Source organism: Demequina subtropica (genome assembly GCF_000971235.1).
Classification (GTDB): Bacteria; Actinomycetota; Actinomycetes; order Actinomycetales; family Demequinaceae; genus Demequina; species Demequina subtropica.
In genome coordinates this window covers 140,270-163,927 of sequence record NZ_BBMB01000004.1, presented here as the reverse complement: position 1 = coordinate 163,927, position 23,658 = coordinate 140,270, and the positions used below count along the sequence as shown (strand labels likewise).

General features: G+C 72.3%; 18 protein-coding genes and 1 tRNA gene. 6 read left to right on the top strand and 13 right to left on the bottom strand.

Annotation, left to right across the window (positions count from 1 at the left end; genetic code table 11):
• Window positions 1-98: 98 nt before the first annotated feature.
• From rplA to AOM06_RS04320, 5 genes are all read right to left on the bottom strand, one after another.
• Entirely contained in the window at window positions 99-797 is a 699-nt protein-coding gene (rplA, locus tag AOM06_RS04340; protein WP_062303261.1) for a 50S ribosomal protein L1, read from the bottom strand.
• A gap of 66 nt (window positions 798-863) precedes the next feature.
• Window positions 864-1,298 carry a 50S ribosomal protein L11 gene (gene rplK / locus AOM06_RS04335; protein WP_062303259.1) on the bottom strand — a complete coding sequence of 145 codons (435 nt, stop codon included), beginning with the start codon at window positions 1,296-1,298 and terminating at the stop codon, window positions 864-866.
• A 60-nt stretch (window positions 1,299-1,358) separates the two neighbouring features.
• Window positions 1,359-2,054, bottom strand: coding sequence for a transcription termination/antitermination protein NusG (gene nusG / locus AOM06_RS04330; protein WP_062303257.1), 696 nt, complete (start codon window positions 2,052-2,054; stop codon window positions 1,359-1,361).
• A gap of 23 nt (window positions 2,055-2,077) precedes the next feature.
• Complete coding sequence (gene secE / locus AOM06_RS04325) at window positions 2,078-2,335, bottom strand: preprotein translocase subunit SecE (RefSeq protein WP_062303254.1); 258 nt, start codon at window positions 2,333-2,335, stop codon at window positions 2,078-2,080.
• 50 nt (window positions 2,336-2,385) lie between these two features.
• Window positions 2,386-2,458, bottom strand: a tRNA-Trp gene (locus AOM06_RS04320).
• 243 nt (window positions 2,459-2,701) lie between these two features.
• Here AOM06_RS04320 and AOM06_RS04315 point away from each other — a divergent pair.
• From AOM06_RS04315 to AOM06_RS04305, 3 genes are all read left to right on the top strand, one after another.
• Complete coding sequence (locus AOM06_RS04315) at window positions 2,702-3,913, top strand: pyridoxal phosphate-dependent aminotransferase (RefSeq protein WP_062303252.1); 1,212 nt, start codon at window positions 2,702-2,704, stop codon at window positions 3,911-3,913.
• Window positions 3,914-4,022: 109 nt separating this feature from the next.
• Window positions 4,023-4,898 (top strand): ABC transporter ATP-binding protein, encoded by an 876-nt coding sequence (locus AOM06_RS04310; protein ID WP_062303250.1) that lies wholly within the window; start codon window positions 4,023-4,025, stop codon window positions 4,896-4,898.
• Window positions 4,895-5,713, top strand: coding sequence for an ABC transporter permease (locus AOM06_RS04305; protein WP_062303248.1), 819 nt, complete (start codon window positions 4,895-4,897; stop codon window positions 5,711-5,713). The genes AOM06_RS04310 and AOM06_RS04305 overlap by 4 nt, the downstream gene beginning before the upstream one ends.
• 13 nt (window positions 5,714-5,726) lie before the next feature.
• Here the strand turns inward: AOM06_RS04305 and AOM06_RS04300 are convergent, their stop codons facing one another.
• The 8 genes from AOM06_RS04300 to AOM06_RS04265 form a co-directional block, all read right to left on the bottom strand.
• Window positions 5,727-7,091, bottom strand: a complete 1,365-nt coding sequence (locus AOM06_RS04300) for a PP2C family protein-serine/threonine phosphatase (RefSeq protein ID WP_062303245.1) — start codon at window positions 7,089-7,091, stop codon at window positions 5,727-5,729.
• Between the two features lie 4 nt (window positions 7,092-7,095).
• Window positions 7,096-7,656 carry an FHA domain-containing protein gene (locus AOM06_RS04295; RefSeq protein ID WP_156163580.1) on the bottom strand — a complete coding sequence of 187 codons (561 nt, stop codon included), beginning with the start codon at window positions 7,654-7,656 and terminating at the stop codon, window positions 7,096-7,098.
• Between the two features lie 517 nt (window positions 7,657-8,173).
• Window positions 8,174-10,723 carry a transglutaminase domain-containing protein gene (locus AOM06_RS04290; protein ID WP_062303241.1) on the bottom strand — a complete coding sequence of 850 codons (2,550 nt, stop codon included), beginning with the start codon at window positions 10,721-10,723 and terminating at the stop codon, window positions 8,174-8,176.
• Window positions 10,720-12,105 (bottom strand): DUF58 domain-containing protein, encoded by a 1,386-nt coding sequence (locus AOM06_RS04285; RefSeq protein WP_062303238.1) that lies wholly within the window; start codon window positions 12,103-12,105, stop codon window positions 10,720-10,722. Before AOM06_RS04285 ends, AOM06_RS04290 begins: the two co-directional genes overlap by 4 nt.
• Complete coding sequence (locus AOM06_RS04280; protein ID WP_062303235.1) at window positions 12,102-13,091, bottom strand: AAA family ATPase; 990 nt, start codon at window positions 13,089-13,091, stop codon at window positions 12,102-12,104. Before AOM06_RS04280 ends, AOM06_RS04285 begins: the two co-directional genes overlap by 4 nt.
• Complete coding sequence (locus tag AOM06_RS04275; RefSeq protein ID WP_062303232.1) at window positions 13,088-19,225, bottom strand: Ig-like domain-containing protein; 6,138 nt, start codon at window positions 19,223-19,225, stop codon at window positions 13,088-13,090. Before AOM06_RS04275 ends, AOM06_RS04280 begins: the two co-directional genes overlap by 4 nt.
• Window positions 19,222-20,313, bottom strand: a complete 1,092-nt coding sequence (locus tag AOM06_RS04270; RefSeq protein ID WP_062303230.1) for a serine/threonine-protein kinase — start codon at window positions 20,311-20,313, stop codon at window positions 19,222-19,224. The genes AOM06_RS04275 and AOM06_RS04270 overlap by 4 nt, the downstream gene beginning before the upstream one ends.
• A gap of 173 nt (window positions 20,314-20,486) precedes the next feature.
• Window positions 20,487-20,780, bottom strand: coding sequence for a hypothetical protein (locus tag AOM06_RS04265; protein WP_156163579.1), 294 nt, complete (start codon window positions 20,778-20,780; stop codon window positions 20,487-20,489).
• 135 nt (window positions 20,781-20,915) lie between these two features.
• Between AOM06_RS04265 and AOM06_RS04260 the strand changes: the two genes are divergently transcribed.
• The 3 genes from AOM06_RS04260 to AOM06_RS04250 are packed head-to-tail and all read left to right on the top strand — an operon-like array spanning window position 20,916 to window position 23,642.
• Window positions 20,916-21,557 carry a hypothetical protein gene (locus AOM06_RS04260; RefSeq protein WP_062303226.1) on the top strand — a complete coding sequence of 214 codons (642 nt, stop codon included), beginning with the start codon at window positions 20,916-20,918 and terminating at the stop codon, window positions 21,555-21,557.
• 28 nt (window positions 21,558-21,585) lie between these two features.
• A complete protein-coding gene (locus tag AOM06_RS04255) occupies window positions 21,586-22,989 on the top strand; it encodes a sensor histidine kinase (protein ID WP_062303224.1) in 1,404 nt (467 codons plus the stop codon).
• Entirely contained in the window at window positions 22,989-23,642 is a 654-nt protein-coding gene (locus AOM06_RS04250; protein ID WP_062303222.1) for a response regulator transcription factor, read from the top strand. Before AOM06_RS04255 ends, AOM06_RS04250 begins: the two co-directional genes overlap by 1 nt.
• The last annotated feature ends 16 nt before the right edge of the window (window positions 23,643-23,658 follow it).

The following is a 23,658-nucleotide window of genomic DNA, read 5'->3' as shown; positions in this document are numbered from 1 at the left end:
AGGGACGCATCGTACAGATGCAAATGGACGAGGCGCGTCCCCCTGAACGCCGACGGCCCGGCCCCCTCGCGGGGACCGGGCCGTCGGAACGTGGGTGCTTACGCCTCGGACTTGGCGAGGGCGTCCAGCGGGATGCCGGGGCCCTGCGTCGCCGAGATCGCGGCCTTCACGATGTAGCGGCCCTTCGAGGCGGACGGCTTGGCGCGGAGCACCTCGTCGAGCACGGCCTGGAAGTTCTCGAGGAGCTTCTCGTCGCCGAACGACGCCTTGCCCAGCACGGTGTGCAGGTTGGCGTGCTTGTCGACGCGGAACTCGATCTTTCCACCCTTGATGTCCGACACGGCCTTGGTGACGTCCATGGTCACGGTGCCGGTCTTGGGGTTCGGCATGAGGCCACGGGGGCCGAGCACGCGGCCCAGGCGGCCGACCTTGCCCATGAGGTCGGGCGTCGCCACGACGGCGTCGAAGTCCTGGCGGCCGGCGGCCACCTCCTCGATGAGCTCGTCGCCACCGACGATGTCGGCGCCCGCCTCGCGAGCGGCCTCTGCCTTGTCACCGTTGGCGAAGACCAGGACCCTGGCGGTCTTGCCGGTGCCGTTCGGCAGGATGACGGTGGAACGGACCATCTGGTCCGCGTGACGGGGGTCGACGCCCAGCTTGAAGACGACGTCGATGGTCGAGTCCGTCTTCTTGGAGGCCGTCTTCTGCGCGAGGCGGAGGGCCTCGAGCGGCGTGTAGAGCTGGCTACGGTCGACGAGCTGGGCTGCGTCGCGGTAAGCCTTGGAGCGCTTGGTCATCTGCGATCTTCCTTTGCAGTTCGTGGTGACGGGCCAGCGCGGCCCTCCCACTGGGGTGTGAGGTCCTTAGGAGACCGTGATGCCCATGGAGCGGGCGGTGCCGGCGATGATCTTCGCAGCGGCGTCGATGTCGTTGGCGTTGAGGTCGGCCATCTTGGCCTCGGCGATCTCACGCACCTGCGCGTCGGTCAGGTTCGCGACCTTGACCGTGTGCGGGGTGCCCGAGCCCTTGGCGACGCCAGCCGCCTTCTTGATGAGCTCTGCGGCCGGCGGGGTCTTGAGGATGAACGTGAACGTCCGGTCCTCGTAGACGGTGATCTCGACAGGGATCACGTTGCCACGCTGCGACTCGGTCGCCGCGTTGTACGCCTTGCAGAACTCCATGATGTTGACGCCGTGCTGACCGAGCGCCGGACCGACCGGCGGGGCAGGGTTGGCGGCGCCGGCCTGGATCTGAAGCTTGATCAGCCCAGTGACCTTCTTCTTCTTCGCGGGTGCCATGTTGAGGGTCCTTATCTTGTTGCCTGTGCGGCTTGGCGGCCGCGGGTGCGCTGTCGCGCGTCAGATCTTGGTGACCTGCGTGAACGACAGCTCGACCGGGGTCTCCCGGCCGAAGATGGAAACGAGCACGTGGAGCTTCTGGCTCTCGACAGAGATCTCCGAGATCGTGCCCGGGAGGGTCGCGAACGGGCCGTCGATGACGGTGACCGACTCGCCGACCTCGAACTCGACCTCGACGGGGGTCTGCGGTGCCGCGGCGTCCTCGGCGGCGGCCGCCTCGGCCACCTCCTTGGTCGCCAGCATCGAGTAGACCTCGTCGACGGTGAGCGGGACGGGGTTGTGGGCGTGGCCGACGAAGCCGGTCACACCAGGGGTGTTGCGCACTGCGCCCCAGGACTCGTCCGTGAGGTACATGCGCACCAGGACGTATCCGGGCATGCGGACACGGGTGACCTGCTTGCGCTGGCCGCCCTTGATCTCGAAGACCTCCTCCATGGGGACCTGCACCTCGAAGATGTAGTCCTCCATGTGAAGGCTCTCGATGCGGTGCTCGATCGCCTGCTTCACACGCTTCTCGTGGCCCGAGTAGCTGTGCACGACGAACCAGTCGCCCTCGAGGGTGCGCAGGCGCGACTTGAACTCGGCCACCGGGTCGGCCGGCGCCTCGTCGATCGCGGGCAGCGCAGCATCGTCCTCGACGGCAGCCTCGGGCTCGACGCCCTCGACCACGGTCTCGTCAACGTTCTCGTCGCTCATCACATACTCCCCTTTGGGCGGCGTCAGCCGCCGAACACCTTCTGCGAGATCCAGCCGAACCCGAGGTCCAGCACGAACACCAGGGCCATCATCACGGCCACGAAGCCGAGGACGATCCAGATGTAGCGGATCAGCTCCTGGCGCGTGGGGGTGACCACACGACGAAGCTCCGAGATGACCTGGCGCACGAACAGCGCGATGCGTCCGAAGATGCTCAGACCCTCGCGCGTCTCGTGCCGCGGGTCCTTCTCTCCGGAATCCGTCACGGCAGATTCGCTCACCGAAAAGTCCTTCTCTCTGGATTGCTCACGCGGGCGATCCCCGCGCGACGCAGGGCAGGCGGGACTCGAACCCACAACCGCCGGTTTTGGAGACCGGTGCGCTACCAATTGCGCCACTGCCCTTCGGGGGTTGTTGGCCCCCGCGGCTCTGTTCCCGCACCAGTCCGGCCGCCCTCAGGGCGCGAGCCATCCTGGCGAAAGTCAATCGCCGACGTCCAATGTTACGCGGTTCCCGGTGAGAAGTCGAACCCGGGTCTGGTGAGCGGCCTCGTCGCCGCCCGCTTGGACGCCCGGACAGCCTAGCGCGGGTTGCGGGTGCCTGATGACCCCCTCGCGCGGCTGTCGGCGGCCCCGCCTAGTGGAACAATGACCAGCATGAAGCCCTCTCGTCGCGTTTCCGCTCGTCTCGGCGCCATCGCGCCGTCCGCCACCCTCGCCGTCGACTCCAAGGCGAAGGCGCTCAAGGCCGCCGGCCGTCCCGTCATCGGGTTCGGCGCCGGCGAGCCCGACTTCCCCACGCCGGACTTCATCGTCGAGGTGGCGGCCGCCGCTGCCAAGGACCCGAGGAACCACCGCTACACGCCCGCGACGGGCCTGCCCGAGCTGAAGAAGGCGATCGCGGCGAAGACGCTGCGCGACTCCGGCTACGAGATCGACCCGGCGAACGTCATCGTGACCAACGGCGGCAAGCAGGCCGTGTTCCAGGCCTTCGCGAGCATCGTCGACCCGGGCGACGAGGTCCTCCTCCCCGCGCCCTACTGGACCACGTACCCGGAGGCCATCACGCTCGCGGGCGGCACGCCGGTCGAGGTCTTCGCCGGCGCCGACCAGGGCTACCTGGTCACCGTCGAGCAGCTCGAGGCGGCGCGCACCGAGAACACCAAGGCGCTGCTGTTCTGCAGCCCCTCGAACCCGACCGGCGCGGTCTACACCGAGGAGCAGACCAAGGCGATCGGCGAGTGGGCCCTCGAGCACGGCATCTGGGTCGTCACCGACGAGATCTACGAGCACCTGGTCTACGACGACGCCGTCTTCACCCCGATCCTGCGCGTGGTCCCGGAGCTCGCGGACCAGACGATCGTGGTCAACGGCGTCGCCAAGACGTACGCCATGACCGGCTGGCGCGTGGGCTGGATGGTCTCCCCTGCCGACGTCACCAAGGCGGCGTCCAACTTCCAGAGCCACCTCACGTCCAACGTGTCGAACGTGGCGCAGCGCGCCGCGATCGCCGCGCTCGAGGGCGGCCTCGAGGCCGTCCACGAGATGCGGGCGGCCTTCGACCGTCGCCGCAAGACGATGGTCGAGATGCTCCGCGCGATCGACGGCGTGGTCTGCCCGACGCCCACGGGCGCCTTCTACGCGTACCCGAGCGTCGAGGGGCTCATCGGCCGCACCATCGGCGGGGCGGAGATCACCTCCTCCGCCGACCTCGCGACCGTGATCCTTGAGCAGGCAGAGGTGGCCGTGGTGCCGGGCGAGGCGTTCGGCCCGTCGGGCTTCCTGCGTCTCAGCTACGCGCTCGGCGACGAGGACCTGGTCGAGGGCGTCACGCGCATCCAGAAGCTGCTCGCGCAGTAGGCGCGCGCCCGAGCGACCCGTGGGGGGCGCATCGTCCACCCGGACGATGCGCCCCTTTCCTTCCCCGGGGCACAGGACTGCAGGGACGATGCTGGCTAGGCTCGACCCCATGAGCGAACCGGCCATCCGCATCGAGGGCCTTCACAAGCACTACGGCGACCTGCACGCCGTCGACGGGCTCGACCTCGAGATCCCGCACGGCGAGGTCTTCGCGCTGCTCGGCCCGAACGGCGCCGGCAAGTCCACCACCGTCGAGATCCTCGAGGGCTTCCGCAAGCGCACGGCGGGCGAGGTCACGGTCCTCGGGGTGGACCCACACCACGCCGGCAAGGGCTGGCGCGGCCGGCTCGGGATCATGCTCCAGGGCACCTCGGAGCACGGCGCCCTCACCGCCCGCGAGTCGCTCCACTACGCCGCGAGCCTCTACTCCGACCCGCGGGACGTCGACGCGACCCTCGAGGCGGTCGGCCTGGCCGAGAAGGCCGGCGCGAAGCCCGCGACGCTGTCGGGAGGGCAGCGGCGACGGCTCGACGTCGCGCTCGCCGTGATCGGCCGCCCCGAGCTCGTGTTCCTCGACGAGCCGACCACGGGCTTCGACCCTGAGGCGCGACGCCAGTTCTGGACCCTCATCGAGTCGCTCCGCGAGGACGGCACCACGATCCTCCTCACCACCCACTACCTCGACGAGGCCGACCACCTCGCCGACCGCATCGGCATCATCGCGGCGGGCCGCATGGTCGCGCTCGACACCCCGGTCGGGCTGCGGTCGCGGGCGGCCGATGCCCGGGTCAGCTGGGTGGAGGGCGGCACCGCCCGCACCGTGGAGACCGCGACGCCGAGCGCGCTGCTGCGCGAGCTCCTCGCGCGCACCGACGGGGAGGTCGAGGGGCTCGAGGTGGTGCACCCCTCGCTCGAGGACGTCTACCTGCAGCTCATCGACGACGCGTCCCGCGGCCACGCCGAGACCGAGGAGGCCGTGGCATGACCGCCGCCACCGCATCGTCCGCGCCCACGTGGACCTCGATGACCCGCAGCCGGCTCGTGGTCGAGCTCAAGGAGTTCCTGCGCAGCCGCGAGCAGATGGTGTTCATCTTCTTCTTCCCGATGATGCTGCTGCTGCTCTTCGGGTCGGTGTTCGGGGGGCAGGAGATCGCGGACGGGGTGTCCTTCGCACAGTACTTCCTGCCGGGCATGGTCGCGTCGGGCATCCTCAACACCGGCTTCCAGTCCCTCGCGATGTCGATCGCGATCGACCGCGACGAGGACGTGCTCAAGCGCGTCCACGCCACTCCCCTGCCCGCGACGTCCTTCTTCGCGGCGAAGGTCGCGCAGGTGCTCATCGTCTCGGTGGTGCAGATCGCCGCGCTGGTCGCGATCGGCGTCGCGATGTACGACGCGTCGTTGCCGTCGGGCTCGGGGTGGTGGACGTTCACGTGGGTGTTCCTGCTGGGCACCGCGGCCTCGACCACGCTCGGGATCGCGATGTCCTCGCTGCTGCGCAACGCCAAGGCCGGATCGGCGATCATCACCCCGATCGTGCTGTTCCTGCAGTTCACGTCCGGCGTCTTCCTGGTCTACACGCAGATCCCGACGTTCCTGCAGCACGTCGCGGCGGTGTTCCCGCTGAAGTGGCTCGCGCAGGGCATGCGCTCGGTGTTCCTGCCCGAGAGCTTCGAGGCGGCCGAGGCGAGCGGGTCCTGGCAGCACCCTGCGACGGCGATCGTGCTGACCCTGTGGGTGATCGCGGGCCTGGTCCTCGCCGTGCGCACGTTCCGCTGGACGCGGCACGACGACAACTGACGCCGCCCCACGCTCACAGCTCGCTGATCAAATACACCTCGAGCGCGGCCAGCCCTGCCATCGCCAACAGCGTGCCCGTGATCACCCCGGCCCACGTCGCGCGGGCCCGCCGCGCCTTCGCGCGCACGCGCCGCTGGCGCTCCGACGGCTCGAGGAGCGGGGCGACGGACGGAGGCGCGACGACGTGCACCAGCTCGGCCGTGATGCGCTCGGGTGCCTCGCGCTCGAGGACCGCGACATGCGAGTGCGGGCCGCCGCTCGGGGCGGACGATGCCGGGGGCGCCGCGATCGGGGCGGAAGGCTCGCCGCGCAGGCGCGCGGACACGACCGTCGCGTCGTCCGGCTCCGGCTCCGGCTCGGACTCGCCGCGCAGGCGCGCGGACACGACCGTGGCATCGTCCGGCTCCGGCTCCGGCTCGGGCTCGCCGCGCAGGCGCGCGGACACGACCGTGGCATCGTCCGCATCGGGCTCGGGCTCCGGCTCGCCACGCAGGCGCACGGGCACGACCGTCGCATCGTCGGGCTCGGACTCGCCCATCCCGGTGACCTCGACGGAGGGGGACGCGACGTTCGCCGTGGGAACGGCGGCGGCCAGCGCATCGTCTGTCACGACGCCGGTCCACACGGGCCAGCCGTAGGTCTCCGCGCCGGCGGGGGTCTCCTGCCCGTCAGCGCGGGCGACCACCACGGTGACGTTGTCGCGCGCACCGGCGGCCACAGCCGCGTCGACGAGGCCCTGCGCGAGCGCGCCCGGCTCGCCGCCGTGCGCCAGGAGCTGCCCGATCTGGGCATCCGACAACGCCTTCACAAGCCCGTCCGAGACCGCCACCAGCGTGCGTCCGCGACGGCGCGGGACCAACCACACATCGACGCCGGTGCCGCCGTCGCCGATCGCCCGCGTCACGACGTTGCGCTCGGGGTGCGCCTCGGCCTCCTCCGGCGACAGCTGTCCGGCGTCCACCAGCTCCTGCACGCGCGAATGGTCGCGCGTGACCTGCTCGAGCGTGCCGGCGCCGTACGAGTAGACGCGCGAGTCGCCCACGTTGAGCACGAGCCACCACGGCACGCCCGCGAGGGCGACACCGACGGCTCCGGTGACGGTCGAGCCCGACTGCGCGCCATGGATGTTCGCAACCCGGCTCACGGCCTCGCGTGCGCGGTCGACGCAGCCGGCCGCCTCGGCGGGCTCGACATCGATCCGGCCCGCCAGCGGACGGAACGCCTCGATGACGGCCTGGCTCGCCTCGGCTCCCGCGGCATGGCCCCCCATCCCGTCGGCCACGATGAACGCGGGCGCCTCGGCCAGCAGACTGTCCTCGTTCGCACGCCTGCGACCGGTCGCGGTCGCGCCGCCGCCGCACAGGTCCAGCACGGTCACCCGCTCAACCCTCCTCGTCGGCCCGACGCACCCGGACCTCGAGGTCGCCCAGCTCGAGAACGCCGTCGACCGCGACCTCCTCGCCCGGCGTGAGAACGGTCCGCGCCCCCTCGGAGGCGCGCTTCGCCGTGCCGTTGGTCGAGTCGAGGTCCGTGACGAACCAGTCGTCGCCGTCACGCCGCAGACGCACGTGAGACTTCGACATGGTGCGCGTCGGATCCGCGATGAAGAGGTGGCCGTGTGTCTCGCCACGGCCGCGACTCGCGCGCCCGATCTCGACCGAGCCCTGCGCGGGGAGCTCGTGCGTGGCGCCGTCGGCAGTGACGAGCAGCCACCGGGCGGCACGGTGACGCGCGGACAGCACGGTCGCGTCGTCGTCGACCGGCGACATGATGGTCGCGTCGTCGTAGTCGTCGTCGGCCTCCAGCGCCGTGTCGACCGGCGCGGCGACCGGGATCGGGCCCGACCACAGGGACGATGCGGAGGCTGCCTCCGCAGGCGCTGGCTGCGTGGGCGGTGCGGGCGGCACGACCACGGGCGTGGGAGCCGTTGCGGCGGCGGGCACGGCCGCGGCCGCGGGCGGGCCGGCGGGCGCCGGAGGTCCCGCAGGTGCGGGCGGACCGGCCGGCACGACGATCGGAGCGGCGACGGCAGGAGCCGGCGGCGGCACGGGCGGGAAGCCGGATGCGGCGGGAGCCGGCGGCGGCGGACCCGCCGGGGCGGCAGCCGCGGGAGCCGGCGGCGGCGGAACCGCCGGGGCGGCAGCCGCGGGAGCCGGCGGGGGCGGCACGGGCGGGAAGCCCGCAGGCGCGGTCGGGACCGGAGCTGCGGGAACCCCAGCCGCGACGGGCACCGGCGGGGGCGGAACCGCGGGAGCGGCGACCGCAGGAGCCAGCGGAGGCGGCACGGGCGGGAAGCCGGCTGCGGCGGGAGCTGGCGGGGGCGGCGGGAAGCCCGACGCCGCAGGGAACGGCGGCGGCACGGGCGGGAAGCCGGCGGGTGCGGGTGGGGGCGGCGGCGGGAAGCCCGCGGGAGCGGGCTGTGCGGCGTGCGGCGCGGGCGCCTTGCCCGGCATGTGGTGGTCAGTCACGAGGATCTCCCTTGCGTCGATTCCGGCGCGACCGGCTCCGGGTCTCGACACGAGACCTCGTCACCGCCGTCCGGTCCGTCTTCCATGTGCTGCGGCCCGCGCCAGCGCGAACGTGGACCTGAGCGGCGTCGCGGCGCACGTCCCGCAGGAGCGAGCGCAGCGACAGCCTCATCCGGATGCGCGCGCTCCACGAGCGCGCGGACAGCCAATGGCGCCTGTCCTCGCGGACGAGCCGCCACATCGCCTCCGTCTCCTCGACCCCGACCTCGAGGTGCGAGAAGTCGACCTTGGTCGCGAGCGCCGCGATCGCCGGGCCGTGCGGGGAGCCGTACGCCGCCGAGACCTCGCTGTAGGTCCGCGGCCCCGCCGGCGGGAGCCCCGCATCGGCGGCGTCGTCGAGGTACTGCTGCCAGCCGGCCCGGATCGCGTCGTCCGCTCGGCGCCCCCGCCTGCGCGCACGCCGGGCCGCCTTCCACGCGATCAGCACGATCAGCGGCAGCAGGAGCGCGAGCACACCGACGCCGGAGATCGCGACGATGCGCAACGTGCGGGACTGCTCCTCGTCATCGTCCTCACCGTTCCCGTCGTCCTCGGTCGCCTCACCGCTGCGGCTGCGCTGCGAGCTCGGCGGATCCTCGACCTCGGCCTGGTCGTTGCGCAGATCGGTCGCGAACTCCGGCGGGGTCTCGCTGGTGACATCGGCCTCCAGAGCGAGCCCGATCTGGGGTGAGGTGTCGAGAGCGGCCCACCCGGTGGGGGTGGCGATCTCAACCCAAGCCGAGATGTTCCGGCCCCGGCAGACGCCGTCCTCGCAGGCAGGCGGCGTCCACCCACGGTCGCCATCGGTGTCCGCGAGCCGCGCGCCGACGACGACGCGCGCATCGAACCCGAGGTAGGTGGCGATCAGGGCGGACGCCGCTGCGAACTGCTCGTCGTCTCCCACCGCAGCGACGAGCGAGGCCTTCGGGTCCCCCTGCGTCTGCTCGGCACGGTCGTTGAGCTGAGCGAACAGGTCCTCGAGCCGCGTCGTCGAGTGTCCGGCCGCCGAGGCCTCGAAACCGAGGCCGGGCAGCGCCTCCTGCCACAGGTACTTCTCGCCGCTCGCGATGACCGCGTGCGAGAGGTAGCCGCGCTCACGCAGGCGCTCGACAAGCAGCTGGAGGCCCGCGGCATCGCGTCCCACGGCCTGCGCGTCCACCCACGCGGCGAGCTCGGGCATCTCCTCCGCCAGCGAGTCGGCGGGTGCGCCCGCCACGGCCTCACCGAGCGACGCGGCAGGCGCGGCCATGACGGACTCGTAGATCTCGTCGCCCGCGGTGAGGCCACCGTTCGCGGCGTCCGGCGCGGCACCGAGGGTGACGATGCCGGAGCCTCCGTCCTCCACGTAGTAGAAGCTGTCCACCAGCTGCGCGGCGCGGCCCCCGCCGAAGCCCACCTCGATGACATCGCCGACCAGCGGCGTCCACGGCCCGGTCAGGCCTGCGATGGCCACCGTCGCCTCGTCGGTGCCGCTCACGGGAAGCAGGCGGGCGGGCAGGCGCCGGAACACCTGGGTCGCGTCGGACGTCGGAGCGGCCTGGAGGTAGCGATCCTCGTCGTAGTACGGGAGCACGGCGAGGCGGACACGATCCGCGTCGCCGGCGCCCTCGACGCTGAACAGCTCGACATCGTAGAGATCATCCGACATGAAGGCGCGGTACGTGGACAACGGCGTCTCCGCGCGCGCGACCGCGGTGCTGGCCTCCACGCCCGTGCGCGCGACCGAGCGCGCCACGCTCGGCAGGGAGGAGGAGATCGTCATCGTCGCCGCCACGGCGGCCACCGCCATCGCTGCGCCGGACGCGAGCGCGATCGCGCGCAGCCTGCCCGGGGTGCGCGACCGTGCGCCGGCCGCGGACTTGAGTCGCGCGCGCTCGAGGGAGCCGCGCGCGATGAACCAGCCGAGCAGCGCCGCGAACGCGCCGACGCCGATCAGGGTCTCGCGGGCGATCGCGTGCGTACCGACCACGATCGCGGCGGCATCGGAGTCCCGCTCGGGACCGATCACGATCGCGGCCAGGAACGTCGCGGCGGCGACCACGGGACCGATCCACCAGCGCCGGGGCACGCGCAGCGAGAACGACACGGCGGCCCAGGAGCCGAAGAACAGCAGCGCGTACGCGGGCACCATGACGCCCTCGTAGGTGCCCAGCGGCGCGGGCAGCGTCACCACGCCCTTCCACCCCACGACGGGTCCGATCAGCACCTGCACCGCCGCCGTCACGATGTCGCCGGAGGCGGATACGGCCCCCGGGGTCGCGAGCAGGAGCGCTCCCACCGCGTAGCCCGCGATCGCAAAGAGGACGGACAGCCCCCAGGACCAGCGCAAGCGCTCGGACAGCACCGCGAGCGCCAGCCCCGTGACGGTCGCGGCGGAAGCCGGGAGCAGCAGCGCGTCGGGACCGTAGACGGGCGCGAGCACGATCGCCGCGAGCGTGAGGACCGCTGCGGCGCACGCCACGGAGAGCGCGACCTGGGACCCCGGGGGGAGCGGACGCCTCATCGCGACGCCCCCCGTGCCATCAGGCTCCGCAGGTCCTCGAGGAGGTTGATGGTGACCACCTGGACACGTCCGAGGGCGGACACGGCGGGCTCGTCGAGCGGGTCGCACAGGACCGCGGCGACGGCCACGTCGCTCGGGAACGCGAAGGCCGCCGTCTGGATGTGCTCGATCGCCGCCTTGGAGCCGGTGACCATCAGGGCGATCGAGATATCGGCCGTCTTGTCGGCCACCATGCGCGTAAGCGTGTCGAGATCCATGACCTCGGCTGCCGCCTCGACGCCCGAGAGGTCGTCGAGCAGCGCACGAGGGGTCACGGTCCGGAGCCGCTCGAGCGAGCGCACGGAGGCGCGCGCGAAGTGCGGGACCTCGCCGGACACGAACACGACGACATCGCGTCCGTCACGGATCGCGCGCATGCCGAGCGACCCGACCGCGCTCACCGCCATCTCGAACTCGCCCTCGGTCGCATAGGAGCGCTCGTCGAGATCGAGCATCAGGGCCATCGTCGAGCGACGCGTCTCCTCGAACTGCCGGACCATGAGCGAGCCGGTCTTCGCGGTCGACTTCCAGTGCACGTGGCGACGCGCGTCCCCTGCGGTGTAGTCGCGCACCGCATGGAAGGAGATGTCCTCGTTCGACAGGACCCTGGTCGAAGCGCCCTCGAGGTCGCGGATGAAGCCCTGGGCCGTCGACGGCACCGCGACCGTGCGGGGATGGACGTAGAGCGTGTGCACATCGGACCACCGGAACTCGCGGCGGACAAGACGCAACGGGTCCTCTCGCGCCGTCGTCGCCGGGCCCACGTCGATGATGCCCCGACGCTGGGTCGGCAGCTCGACCGTGGCGGTGAAGCTCTCGCCTTGGCGCAGCACCGGCACCTGGACCTCGGAGAGGCTGGGGCCGATGGGCAGGTCGAGCCTCCCGGCCCAGGCCATGCGGGCACGCGCGTTCGCCACCGTCACGGTGCCCTCGGCGGGATGGCCCGCGACCACGGCATCGCGGTCGACGCCGAACGAGACGTCGCGAGGCTCGCGTCCGATGAGGAACACGGCCGCGATGGCGACCAGGGCGAGCGCCAGGACCCCGCCGACGAGCATCTCGCCCCAGCCCCACGCCAGACCGGCGACGATGCCCGTCACGGCCCATGCGGCGGCGAACCAGCCCGCGCTGGTGACCACCGCGCTGACGGCGCCCCAAGCGCGGGCGGCACCGTCCCTCGCGGCCGCGGCAGCACCCTGCAGCGCCAGCCCGGTCCGCACCGCGCGGCCACGGCTGCTCGCCGTGACCTCGGTGTGCGTACGGGTGCGCGTGCGCGTCTGGGTGCGGGTCCCGCGAGTGCGACTCGTGAGACCCGTGCGCGTGCCGGAGGTGCGCTCGCTCACGCGCGCGCGTCGTGGGTGGGCGGCGGGACGTCGAGAAGGATCTGCGCGATCACCGCGGTGGCGGTGACACCGTCGAACTCGGCCTCGGGCTCGAGGATGAGGCGATGGGCGAGGACGGGCTCGGCGAGCTCCTTGACGTCGTCCGGGGTGACGTAGGTACGGCCGTGCGCCAGCGCCCATGCGCGGGTGACCCGCGCGAGGGCGATCGCGCCGCGCGTCGATGACCCGAGCCGCACCTGCGTCGCGTCGCGCGTGGCCTCGACCACGCGAGCGATGTAGTCGGCGATGAGCGCATCGAGATAGACGCCACGGCACAGCTGCGACATCGCGGCGACCGTGTCCAGGCCCACGACCGCCTCGACGGTGCGGTGCGGGTCGTGCGCGTTCTGAAGGATCTTGAGCGTCGCGCCGTGGTCGGGATACCCGAGCGACGTGCGCATGAGGAAGCGGTCGAGCTGGGCCTCGGGAAGCCCGTAGGTGCCCGCCTGCTCGACAGGGTTTTGGGTGGCGATCACCATGAACGGCGCGCCCACCGGATGGGTGACGCCGTCGACCGTGACGTTGCCCTCCTCCATCACCTCGAGGAGCGCCGACTGGGTCTTGGGCGAGGCACGGTTGATCTCGTCCGCCAGCACCACGTTCGCGAAGATGGGCCCGCGGTGGAAGTCGAACTGCCCCGACCGCTGGTCGTACACCGTGATGCCCGTGACGTCCCCGGGCAGCAGGTCCGGGGTGAACTGGATGCGCGAAGCGGAGCCGTGGACCGACTGCGACATCGCGCGTGCGAGAGACGTCTTGCCGGTGCCCGGGACGTCCTCGAGCAGCAGGTGGCCTCCGCTGAGCATCGCGGTGAAGGCGAGCTCGACCACGTGGTGCTTGCCGAGCACCGCGGTCTCGACGTTGCCCACGAGCGACGCGAACTGCTGGGCGAACCACGACGCCTGGTCGGGGGTGACGCCCTGTTGGGCGGCGGTCTCTGCGGTCATGGCGTGATCTCCTCGGTGCCGGTGCTCTCGGGATAGGTGCAGGTGACGGTGAGGGCCTGGGCGCCCTTGCCGACCACCGTCGGATCGAATGTGACGTCGAGCAGCGCCGCGATGGGTCCGCCCGGGTCGGCGAAGTCGCCGCCGTCGGTCGCGGCGCCGAACGTGTCGGTGTAGGAGCGCCACGCGACGGTGGTGCCGGAGGGGCTCGTGATGGTCTGCGGGGTGAGGACCGCCGCGAAGAAGGCCGGCGTGCCGGCGACGTCGTCCGCGGGCGCGGTCTGCTCCATCGCGCACGCGAGCGTGAAGTCGAACTCCTCGGCGGCCCCACCGTTGAGGACGGCGGCGGTCACCGGCGCCGAGTCCTCAGAGCAGATCGGTTTGCTCCCGCCGGTGTGGCAGTACTGCGCCGTGATGACGGTCGTGGGACCGATGCTCCCCCACGGGAAGTCCTTGCTGCCGGTCGAGGCACCGTCGACGAAGTAGGTGAGCTTGTAGGACGAGTACCCGGAGGGCTTGTCACCGACGATCGTGGGCGCCGCACCGCCGGAGCCCGTCCCGCCCGCGACCGTCCCGCCCGCGACCGTCCAGCACCTGGCGCCCTCGCACCGCACGCCCCAGCTGTACTGCGACAGCACCGGCGCCTCGACGTCCTTGGGGAAGAACGTGTGGGACACGGGCGCGGCGGTGCCGAGCGCCTTCCCTTCGGCCTTCCACCGCGCCTCCGCGCAGAAGGTGACCGTGTTGTCCTCGTTGACCGAGCCCTGCACCGCCACCCCGGCGATGGCCTGGCCCGCGGATGCTTGCAGCGACGGCGTGCACTCCCCGCCGCCGGTCTTCCAGCCGTAGTAGAGCTTGGCATCGGTGCCGCCCCCGCTCACGGTGACCGTGAATGTCGCCTTGCCATCCGCGCCTCCGTCGGCGGTCTTGGCGACCTCGAGCCTCGGGGCACCGATGCCGTGCATCGGCACGGGGGTGGTCGAGGGGTTGGTGTCGCCGGCGGCGTCGGGGACGTCTCCGTCGTTGACCGGCGTGATGCTCACGGTGGTGGGGCTGTTCGTGCCGACCACGATGCCGTCGAACTGCGCCTTCTTGCCGTTCACGGGCGCGTAGACCTCGCCGTGGGACCAGGAGAGCCGCACGCGCGACGTCGAGGCATCCGCCACGGTGACGGTGACGTCGACCGTGCCGTCGCCGGTCGGCTCCCACGCGATCGAACCCTCCGCGATGCTCGTCGGCGGTGCATACGACCACGCCGCGGCCGCGGTCACCTTCGTCGACTCGCCGACCGGGTTCACCGCGACCACGGAGTACACGTGCCGATCGCCGTTCACGAGGCCGCCGACCGTCACCGTGCATTCGCCACCGGCGGGCTCGCACTGCGCGACCTCGTTGCCGCCCTCGCGGATGAGGAAGTGCGTGACGGCCGGCACGGACTCGACCGTGGACCCCGTCACCTTGAGCGTGAGCGATCCGTCCGCGAAGGCGGTCTGCGTGAGCGCGGTCGGGGCGGCGGGCCTGCCCCTGAAGTGCACGGTCAGGGTGCCGTCGCGCGCATCGGTCGAGACCCGGCCCTGCGCGTCACGGACCTTGAAGCGCGCGACGCAGTCCCCACCGGGGGCCTGGTCCTGCCACGCCATGCGGATGGCCGTGGTCGATCCGGGGACCTTCGCGAAGCTCACCCCCGTGCAGGCGTCCGCACCCGTCGCACCGGAGACGGCGTCGAGCACCAGCGCCGTGGTCGGCAGCGGGTTGACCTCGCCGGGACCGCCGATGACCGTGACGTCGCACTGGTTCCCCGTGTCGGCGCTGCACGTCGCCTCGACGGCGTCGCCCTTGGGGAGCGTGGTGGGTGCCGGGCCCACGATCACGGCGACCACCGCACGCGCGTCCTCGTACCCCTGCGCCGTGAGGTTCAGGGACACCTGCGACTCCGGAGCGGCCGAGGCGTCCACCGTAAAGGTCACGAGGTCTTCCCGGCGCACGTAGGTGACGTCGTCGCTCGGCGACGGGTCGAGGACGAGCGCGAGATCGTGGTCCTTGCCGTCCGACCACGTGACCAGCGACGCGAGGTCCAGACCCACGGAATCACCCAGGGCGACCGTCTCCGACGACCCCTCGAGTGTCGGCACCGGGTCCTCGGGCGTCACCACGATCGGGACGGCGATGTCCCCGGTCACGTTCCTGCCGTCCGTCAGCGCGACGCGCACCGACACGACGCAGTTGTCCGTGTACGGCGAGCCCTTGCCCGCCGCATACGTCAGCCAGGTGTCCCCCTTCTCGGGGTCGCGGCCGCAGGCCGCCTCCCCACGCGTCCCGGTGGTGCCCGCACCCACGATGAACAGGTCCGCTCCTGGCGGGGTGGTCACCATGGCGGCGAGGTCGAACGGCGCGGTCGCGCCCTCGTCGACCTGCACCGGTTCGGCGTCGGCGTCGAGCGCCGGCACGTAGTCGGCCGCGCCCGGCACCTTGAGGAAGCCGTAGGTGACGGTCGGCTCGTCGGCGAAGTCCACGCCGGTCACCTCGAACACGACCAGCAGGTCGCGGTCGGGCAGCGCGCCGCTGAGCGTGCGGTCCGTCGCGGTCACCGACGCGGCATCCGTGGTCTCACCAGCGGCCTGGTACACGGCGTACACGCTGGTGCCGAGCCGGTTCACGTCTCCCGTCGCCCACGTGGCCTTGCCGGAGAGCACGTCCGTGCCGCCCACGAAGTCGGCGCGGTTCTGGAAGGAGAGCGCGGTGTCCTGGACCACCGGCAGGTCCGGGATCGGATCACGCACGACCTTGACCACCACGCGGCCCTTGGCCGAGCCGCTCTCGCTCCGCGCCTCGTAGACGTACGAGTAGGTGGCGGGCTCGTCCCCCGCGGTGAAGGTGACCAGCTCGGACCCTGGTTCCGTCGTCAGGTGGCCCGCGAGCTCCTCGTACTCGTCGAGGGCCTCGCTCACATCGGGCACGATGCTGGTGAGCGTGAGCGCGCCGCCGAACGGGTCGGTGTCGTTCGCCGTGGGCTCGACGACCACCTTGTTGCCGTCTCCCGCCTGGACCTGGACGTAGTCGGTGTACGTGATCGGGGTCGCCCCGAGCGGGGAGTCAGAGATCGCGACGCTCGCGTGAGCGACGACCGGTTCGCCCAGCCCGTCGGTCACCTGGTAGTCGAAGCCGTCCTGTCCCGCGCTGTCCCCCGTGGAGGTGTAGACCAGCGCCTTGCCGTCCGCCGAGAGCGTCGCGGTGCCGTGCTCCGGCTGCGTGGCGACGCTCACCAGGCGCACGCGATCACCGTCGACGTCCTGCCCGGCCGTCGGCACCGGGATGGTGACGCTCTGCCGCACGTTGACCCGCGACGAGACGCCGTTGGGCGTGGGGGGGTGGTTGGTGTCGCTCTGCGAGACCACCGTGATGGTGACCGTCGCGGTGCTCGTCTTGGACGGCGAGCCCACGGCGTAGGTCTCGTAGGTGAGCTCGAACGGCGCGACAGCGGTCTGCGGCGCCAGATAGCGCACCACGCGTCCGGAGGTGAAGGCGAGGCCGTTCTCGGCCGGGATCTCGACGGAGCCAGCCGTGAGCGCCACCACGGTGCCCGGCGCGCCCGCATCGTTCGCAAGGACGGTGAGGTCCATCTGCGTGCCCGCGCGGACGGTGAAGGCGTCGGCGACCGCCACGGGCGCCTCGACCGGGGTATCGATCAGCACGACCGTGATCTCGCCGCGAGCCTCGCGCTCCCCGTCCTTCACGGTGTACGCCACGGTCCCGAGCACGCCGGCGGATCCGTCCGGCCTCGCGCCCCAGACCCGCACCGCCTCGAGGTCCACGACGGAGTGGCCCAGCGTCGTCTGCAGCACCGCGCCCGCCTCCGAGGCGCCGGTGTACTCGAGGGGCGCGGCCTCCACCTCCTCCACGAGGAGGACCCGGCCCAGCGGGTCGATGGCCGACCCGGCGACATCGATCGTGACGTCCTCTCCGGCGCGGACGAAGGCGGTGAGAGGAACGGTGGAGATCAGCGCCTTCGCGGGATCGACGACGTCGACCCGGAGCACACCGTCGACCTCGGGCCCGCCATCGGAGGCCGTGTACGCGACCTCGTAGCTCCCGAGGGACGCGGACTCCGCGACGTCGATCCTCAGCCCGACCACGCCATGCGCGTTCGCGACCTTCACTCCCTTGAGCTCGGCCTTGCCGGGCTTGACGGAGACCGGCCCGATCGCGCCGGCGATCTGGCCGGCGAGGTCGACCGTCCTCGAGGTGCCAGCCGCGATCTGGACCGCAAGGGTCTCCGTCGCGATCGACGCCGGCGCCATGAGCGCGAGCGGCACGGATCCCCGACCCACCTCTCCGCGCGCGTCGGCGACCTCGTACTGGATCACCGCGGAGTCCGCCTCGAGGTCCGTCTGAGCGTTCGTGACCGCGAGCGTGCCGTCGCTGGCCGCGACGACGCTCACGCCGGGCTCGTCCACGGAGGCCGCCGCCAGGTAGACCGGGTCGCCGTCGGGATCGACCCACGCGTCGAGGACGGCGATGCGCGCCGAGCCCCCCTCGGGCACGGATGCGGAGGGGTCAGGGGCAAGGGCAAGGCACCCCGGATCGTCCCCGCACCACAAGGGCGGCGAGTTCGTCCCCTCGGGCGAGACCTTCAGCGTGACCACCGCCGTCTGGCTCGAGAGCGCGCCATCGGTGATCCGGTACGTGAAGGTCGCATCGTCGGGCGCCGTGTCGGCGACGGAGACCACCAGTGCCTGGCCGTCCTCGGCGAGCGCGACCGTACCGAAGGCCGGGTCGAGCGTGCCGTCGATCGATGCGGGGTCCACCGCCAGGACGTCGCCATCGTTGGCATCGTGGTCGTTGAGCAGCACCGGCAGACGGACCTGCCGTCCAGCGCGGACGCCGAACGAGTCGGCCACCGCGACCGGGGCCTCCTCCTGCTGGACCCGCTCCGTGGTCTCCTTGGTCTCCTCGCTCGGGAGATCGTCGTTGTCGGAGCGGTCCCACGCGAGGGTGGACTCGACCAGGTCGCCGTCCGGGAGCGTCCAGACGTACCCCGATGCCGTCTCGTTGAGCACGGCGCGCGTCCCGTTCGACTGGATCACGGGCCGGACGCCGGTCGTGAGCGTGGCCGCGTCCTCGAGGGGCTTCTCGACGCCTCCCGCCTGCCAGACGAGGCCGCCGGCCGTGCCCTCCTTGACCCATGCCGCCGTCAGGACGCCGTCGACCAGGGTCGGGCGCGCGGGGGTGCCCAGGGACTCGTCGGAGCCGACCTCCAACCCCGTCGCGGTGGAGCCGTCGACCTCGACCCGCCAGAGGTCCTCGCTGTCCGCGACGACGACCGACCCCTCGGCGCCGTCCCGCTGGAGCACGGCGCCCTCCGAGCCCACGGCCACCGGGCCGGCGGCGTCCTCGAACCACAGCTCGCCCTTGTCCTGGCCCTCGCCGGGCGGCTCCCACAGCGCGTAGCCGTCGCCGACGAACGTCATCGCCGTGCCGGGCTCGGTGAGCCCGTACGACACCTCGGTGACCTCGGGCGTCCGCGACGGGTCGTCCAGCCACGCGCGCGCGACGCGCTCGCCCGTCCCGCTCGGCGCGTACGCGAGCAACGTTCCGTCCGCGCGCAGCGCGACCGCGGTGGCCGCGAACGCCTCCTCGTCCTCGCCCACCGGCACCTGGACCTGCGCGGGCGGCGAGTCGGGCATCGTGGAGACGCGGCCGCCCCAGAGCTCCCCGCCCTCGGTGAGGTACGCCACGAAGTCGCCGCTGTGCAGCACCTCGGCGACCCCGGCCGGCATCTCCGTGGTCGCGCCCTCACCGATGTCCGTCGCCCGGCCCGGGTCCACGGTCGTCACAGCCGTGAGGTGCTCCGAGTAGACCAGCAGGTCGGACCCGTGCTGCACCAGCTGATCCGGGTTCGCCACGGTCTTGTAGGTGTCGAGCTCCCCGAGCGTGGTGTTGACCCGCCCGTACTGCGCGTGGTCCCCGTCCCCCTTCAGCACCCAGACCCCGGGGTCGACGGACTCGACCTCGCGCTGGTCGAAGTCCGGACCGAGCACCACGCCCGCTGCCAGCGCCACGCACGCCGCACCGCCGCCGATACGCCAGGCGCGCGCCCGGCGCGCCGCGGAGTAGCGGCCGACAGCGGGCTCCGTCACAGCAGGACCCACCATGCGGCCGCCGCGAGGCCCGCGGCAGCGATCGCCGCGCCCGTCGCGGTGCCCGCGACCATGCCGCGGCGGCCCGACGCGCGGTGCGGGCGCTCGGTCGCGCTCGCCGAGCCGCCGGTCGCGACGCGCGTACGCCTGGACTCGACCTGCACGGTGGAGCGGACGGGACCGCGGGGCGCCTCGCCGGCCCCGGCGGACCGGGCGGGCTGCGCCCATCCGCTCGAGGGGATGTCGAGCGACGTCACGGGCAGCCCCAGCTCCCGCTCGACCTGCTGGAGCGCCTCCGCGAACGCCCCGGCGCTCGCGTAGCGGTCGCCCGGCAGGCGGCGCATGCCGCCCGCGAGCACCGCGTCGAGCGCCGGAGGGACGTCCGGACGGCCCAGCGGCGTGTACCTCGCCTTGGAGATCCGGTCACGATGCGAGGCCTCGTCGCGCCTGCCGTCGAGCGACTGGAACGGCGTGCGCCCGGCGGCGAGCGTGTAGACCGTCGCGGCGAGGGCCCACACCTCGGTGGCGACCGAGCCGGAGCTCGTGCGCGCGACCAGCTCGGGCGCCGACCACGGCACGGACATCGCGACGTCCTCCGACTCGACGGTCGCGATCATCGCCGCGACGCCGAAGTCGGCGAGCACCGGGTGGCCGAACTGGGTGGTGAGGATGTTCGACGGCTTGATGTCGCGGTGCAGCACTCCCACGCGATGCGCGGCCTCCACCGCGGACGCCACGCGGATGCCGATCGACAGCACCTCCGCGATCGGGATCTGCTCGGCGCGGTAGCGCGAGCTCAGCGAGCCCGGGCAGAACTCCATCACCATGTACGGCCGACCATCCGCGGAGATGGAGGCCTCGTAGACGGTGAGGATCGACGGGTGCGCGCTGAGGCTCGCCATCACGTCGACCTCGTTGTCGAGCAGCTCGGCGCTCACGGCGGAGCTCTCGAGCACCTTGACGGCCACCTCGCGGCGCGGCATGTCCTGGCGGTACAGGAACACGTCGGCGAAGCCGCCGGACCCCAGGGCGCGCACGTAGGAGTACCCCGGCAGCACCGGAGGCGCGAGCGGGCTGCGCTTCGCCATTCCTTCCCCCCTCAGCAGGAACGGTCACCAAGACTCGACCGCGCGCCGCGCGCAGCGCGCGGGCAAGCGGTGCTCCGTACCCTAATGGAGCCGAGACCGCGCGGGCGCACATGTGGCGCACATCACGCCTGGTAGTGTCCGGTTTGTCAGGCTTATGCCCGGCGATGCATCGGTCAGCGGGCCCGCGCGGTCCACTCGGTACCGGCGGGTGGTGCCGGTCGCGATGCCGCCTGCTCGGGCACAGGCGCGGGCGCGGGCGCCTTCCCGGCGAACGTGGACGAGGCCTGCGAGGCGAGCGTCGCGGCGTCCACCCGGCTCGCGTGCCCCGCTGCGAGCGCCGCGGCCGCACGCAGCGGCACGGCGACGCGGACCGGGGCGCCGTCCTCGGCACGATGCGCGGCCGTCAGCTGATGCAGACGCGCCCAGGCGCGCTCCATCGCCTCCGCATGCGATCGACGCCTGCGCATCAAGGACCCCCTCAGCCACGCAGCCCTCACTGCGTGTGATGTGGCTCACAGTAGCGCGCACCCGGGACCTCGGTCGCACGCCGCGCTCGCCGCAATCTGAGGACGCACTCAGACCAGCGAGCAGATGCTGGAGCTATGAACACCTCAGCGGCACGATTCGCGGCGACCATCGCCACAGCCTCAGCGGTCCTCGTCGGCGTCGGGGTCGGCGCGACCGCGCTGTCCCGCGCCGGCTCGCAGCCGTCGCCCGACACCACGGTCGGCGGCGCCATCGTCCTCGACGACGCCGTCGTCGCCTCTCCCCTGCCGACGGGATCCGACGACGCGACAAACGACGACCCCACGCAGATCCGGCACAGCTCCGAGGTCGACGACGTCGACGATGACGGCCCCGATCACGATGCCGACGACGACGCTCGCGGCCACGACACCGCGGACGACAGCGTCGCGCTGCCCCCGGGCGACACGCGTCTGGGAACCGTGCCGAGCCCGACCGGAGGCGAGGACGACGAGTCCGACGACGACGGCTCGCGAGGGCACGACACCTCCGAGGACAGCGCCGAGCACGACGCTGCTGCGACGCCGCCGAGCGCCACGCTGGGCACCGTGCCTCGCTCGGACGACTCCGCCGGCGAAGCGGACGAGTCCGAGGACGCCTCCGAGGACGCCGACCGGGAGGGCTCGGGAGACGACGACCACGCGATCTCGGACGACGCCTCGGCAGGCGAGCACGAGCAGGAGGACGCGGACAGCGAGCACGAGCAGGAGGACGACTGAGCCGGTAGCGTGACGCCGGAAGGTGACGATGACCTCAGGCGACCGGCAGCCTCACCCGCGCGCAGGATCCGTCCGTGCGCGGGTCATCGTCTACCTCCTGACGCTCACGGCGGTCGCGCTCGCTGTCGCCGGCACCACGGCCTTCCTCATCGAGCGCGACGTGGTCGAGCAGGCCACCGTGGACGAGCTCACGGCACAGGCCGACGACTACCTGCGGTGGATCGCCGAGAACGACCCGACCGGCATCGACCTGCTCATGCGCGAGGCCGTCGGCCGGTACACCGGCACCGCCGACGAGGGCGCGGTCGCCATCATCGACGGACGCGCGCGGTACGTCCCTGCAAGCGAGGGCACGCTGCGCCTGGAGGACGACCCGGAGCTCGTCGACCGCATCTGGACGGACACCACGACCGAGGTCAAGGCCGTTCGCACGCAGACCTCGGGCGGCTCGTACGCGTACGCCGGGATCCCCTTCCTCGATGCCGACGGCGAACGCGTCGCGGTGTTCGCCCTCGCGATCGACGAGGGTGCGCGCATCGGCGAGCTCCGGGAGACGTTCGCGGTCTACGCGATTGTCGCGGCGCTCGCGCTGGGCGCGATCGGCGCGATCGGCTTCTTCACGGTCGGACGCCTCCTCGAGCCGATCGGGCTGCTCGAACGGACCGCGCGACGGATCACGGAGACCGACCTCAGCCAACGGGTCCCGATCGTGGGCGATGACGATCTCGCGCGTCTCTCGCAGACGGTGAACGCGATGCTCGATCGCCTCGAGCAGGCGTTCGTGGACGAACGCCGCATGCTCGACGATGCCTCGCATGAGCTCCGCACCCCGCTCACCGTGATCCGGGCGCGCCTCGAGCTCCTCGAGCCACGCGATCCGACGCAGGTGGAGGCCACGCGAGACGAGCTGCTCGACGTCGCGGAGGACATGTCGCGGCTCGTGGAGGACCTCGTGACGCTCGCGAAGGCCGACCGCCCCGAGTTCCTGCGCCTGGCCCCCGCCTCGATCGGTGACCTCACCGATACCGCCGCCGCACGGCTGGCGGCGCTCGGCGGTCGCGACTGGACCGTCGAGGCGCGCGCCACGGGCGATGCTCTCGTCGATGCTCAGCGCCTGACCCAGGCATGGTTGCAGCTCGGCGCCAACGCCGCGAAGTTCTCGGAGCCGGGGTCCACCGTGCGCCTCGGGAGCGCACGCCTGGGCGAGGAGCTGCTCCTGTGGGTGTCTGACGAGGGCTGCGGGATCGCGCCCGAGGATCTCCTCCGCGTCCGCGAGCGATTCGTCCGCCTCGATCCCTCCGCCGAGGGGCTCGGCCTGGGCCTGCCGATCGTCGGCGCGATCGCTCATGCGCACGGCGGCTCGCTCGATATCGACTCGATGCCGGGTCGGGGATCGACGTTCAGGATCCGAGTCCCCTGGAGGGAGCCCTGATGCATGTGCTGCTCATCGAGGACGAGGACCGCCTGGTCGCGACGCTGCGCGACGGGCTGCGGACCGCAGGCATCACGATGGACCATGCCCGTACCGGCCGCGAGGGCCTCGCCGCCGCCCTCGGCTCGGATCACGACGCGGTGATCCTCGACATCGGCCTGCCTGACCAGGAAGGCTTCACCGTGCTCCGCCGGCTGCGGGCCGCCGGATCGGACGTGCCCGTCATCATCCTCACGGCGCGGACCTCGGCCGAGGACACGGTGCGAGGGCTCGAGCGCGGGGCGGACGACTACATGCCCAAGCCGTTCTCCTTCGACGAGCTCATCGCGCGCATACGGCTGCGCGCGCGCCGACGGGACGACGCTGAGGAGGACACGACGCTCCGCGTCGGCCGATGCGTGCTCGACCCCGTCGCGCGCGAGCTCGCATGCGACGGAGAGCCCGTACCGCTGAGCCCGCGCGAGCTCCAGCTCGCGCACCTGCTGATGTCGCATGCGGACCGGGTCGTCACCCGCCGCGAGGCGCTCGAGGCGGTGTGGGGCTCGGCGGCACGCGACAACGTGCTCGACGTGTACATCCGCTATCTGCGCACCCACCTCGGCGCGGACGCCATCACGACCGTCCGCGGCGTCGGCTACCGCTTCCTCGGCTGAGCGGGTCGTCCGTACG

What these genes read in the sequence shown, in the direction of transcription:
- AOM06_RS04270 (WP_062303230.1), bottom strand. Translation starts at nt 20,313, where the DNA reads ATGGCGAAGCGCAGCCCGCTCGCGCCTCCGGTGCTGCCGGGGTACTCC.
- rplA (WP_062303261.1), bottom strand. Translation starts at nt 797, where the DNA reads ATGACCAAGCGCTCCAAGGCTTACCGCGACGCAGCCCAGCTCGTCGAC.
- AOM06_RS04265 (WP_156163579.1), bottom strand. Translation starts at nt 20,780, where the DNA reads ATGCGCAGGCGTCGATCGCATGCGGAGGCGATGGAGCGCGCCTGGGCG.
- AOM06_RS04250 (WP_062303222.1), top strand. Translation starts at nt 22,989, where the DNA reads ATGCATGTGCTGCTCATCGAGGACGAGGACCGCCTGGTCGCGACGCTG.
- nusG (WP_062303257.1), bottom strand. Translation starts at nt 2,054, where the DNA reads ATGAGCGACGAGAACGTTGACGAGACCGTGGTCGAGGGCGTCGAGCCC.
- AOM06_RS04310 (WP_062303250.1), top strand. Translation starts at nt 4,023, where the DNA reads ATGAGCGAACCGGCCATCCGCATCGAGGGCCTTCACAAGCACTACGGC.
- AOM06_RS04315 (WP_062303252.1), top strand. Translation starts at nt 2,702, where the DNA reads ATGACCAGCATGAAGCCCTCTCGTCGCGTTTCCGCTCGTCTCGGCGCC.
- AOM06_RS04255 (WP_062303224.1), top strand. Translation starts at nt 21,586, where the DNA reads ATGACCTCAGGCGACCGGCAGCCTCACCCGCGCGCAGGATCCGTCCGT.
- AOM06_RS04305 (WP_062303248.1), top strand. Translation starts at nt 4,895, where the DNA reads ATGACCGCCGCCACCGCATCGTCCGCGCCCACGTGGACCTCGATGACC.
- rplK (WP_062303259.1), bottom strand. Translation starts at nt 1,298, where the DNA reads ATGGCACCCGCGAAGAAGAAGAAGGTCACTGGGCTGATCAAGCTTCAG.
- AOM06_RS04280 (WP_062303235.1), bottom strand. Translation starts at nt 13,091, where the DNA reads ATGACCGCAGAGACCGCCGCCCAACAGGGCGTCACCCCCGACCAGGCG.
- AOM06_RS04260 (WP_062303226.1), top strand. Translation starts at nt 20,916, where the DNA reads ATGAACACCTCAGCGGCACGATTCGCGGCGACCATCGCCACAGCCTCA.
- AOM06_RS04290 (WP_062303241.1), bottom strand. Translation starts at nt 10,723, where the DNA reads ATGAGGCGTCCGCTCCCCCCGGGGTCCCAGGTCGCGCTCTCCGTGGCG.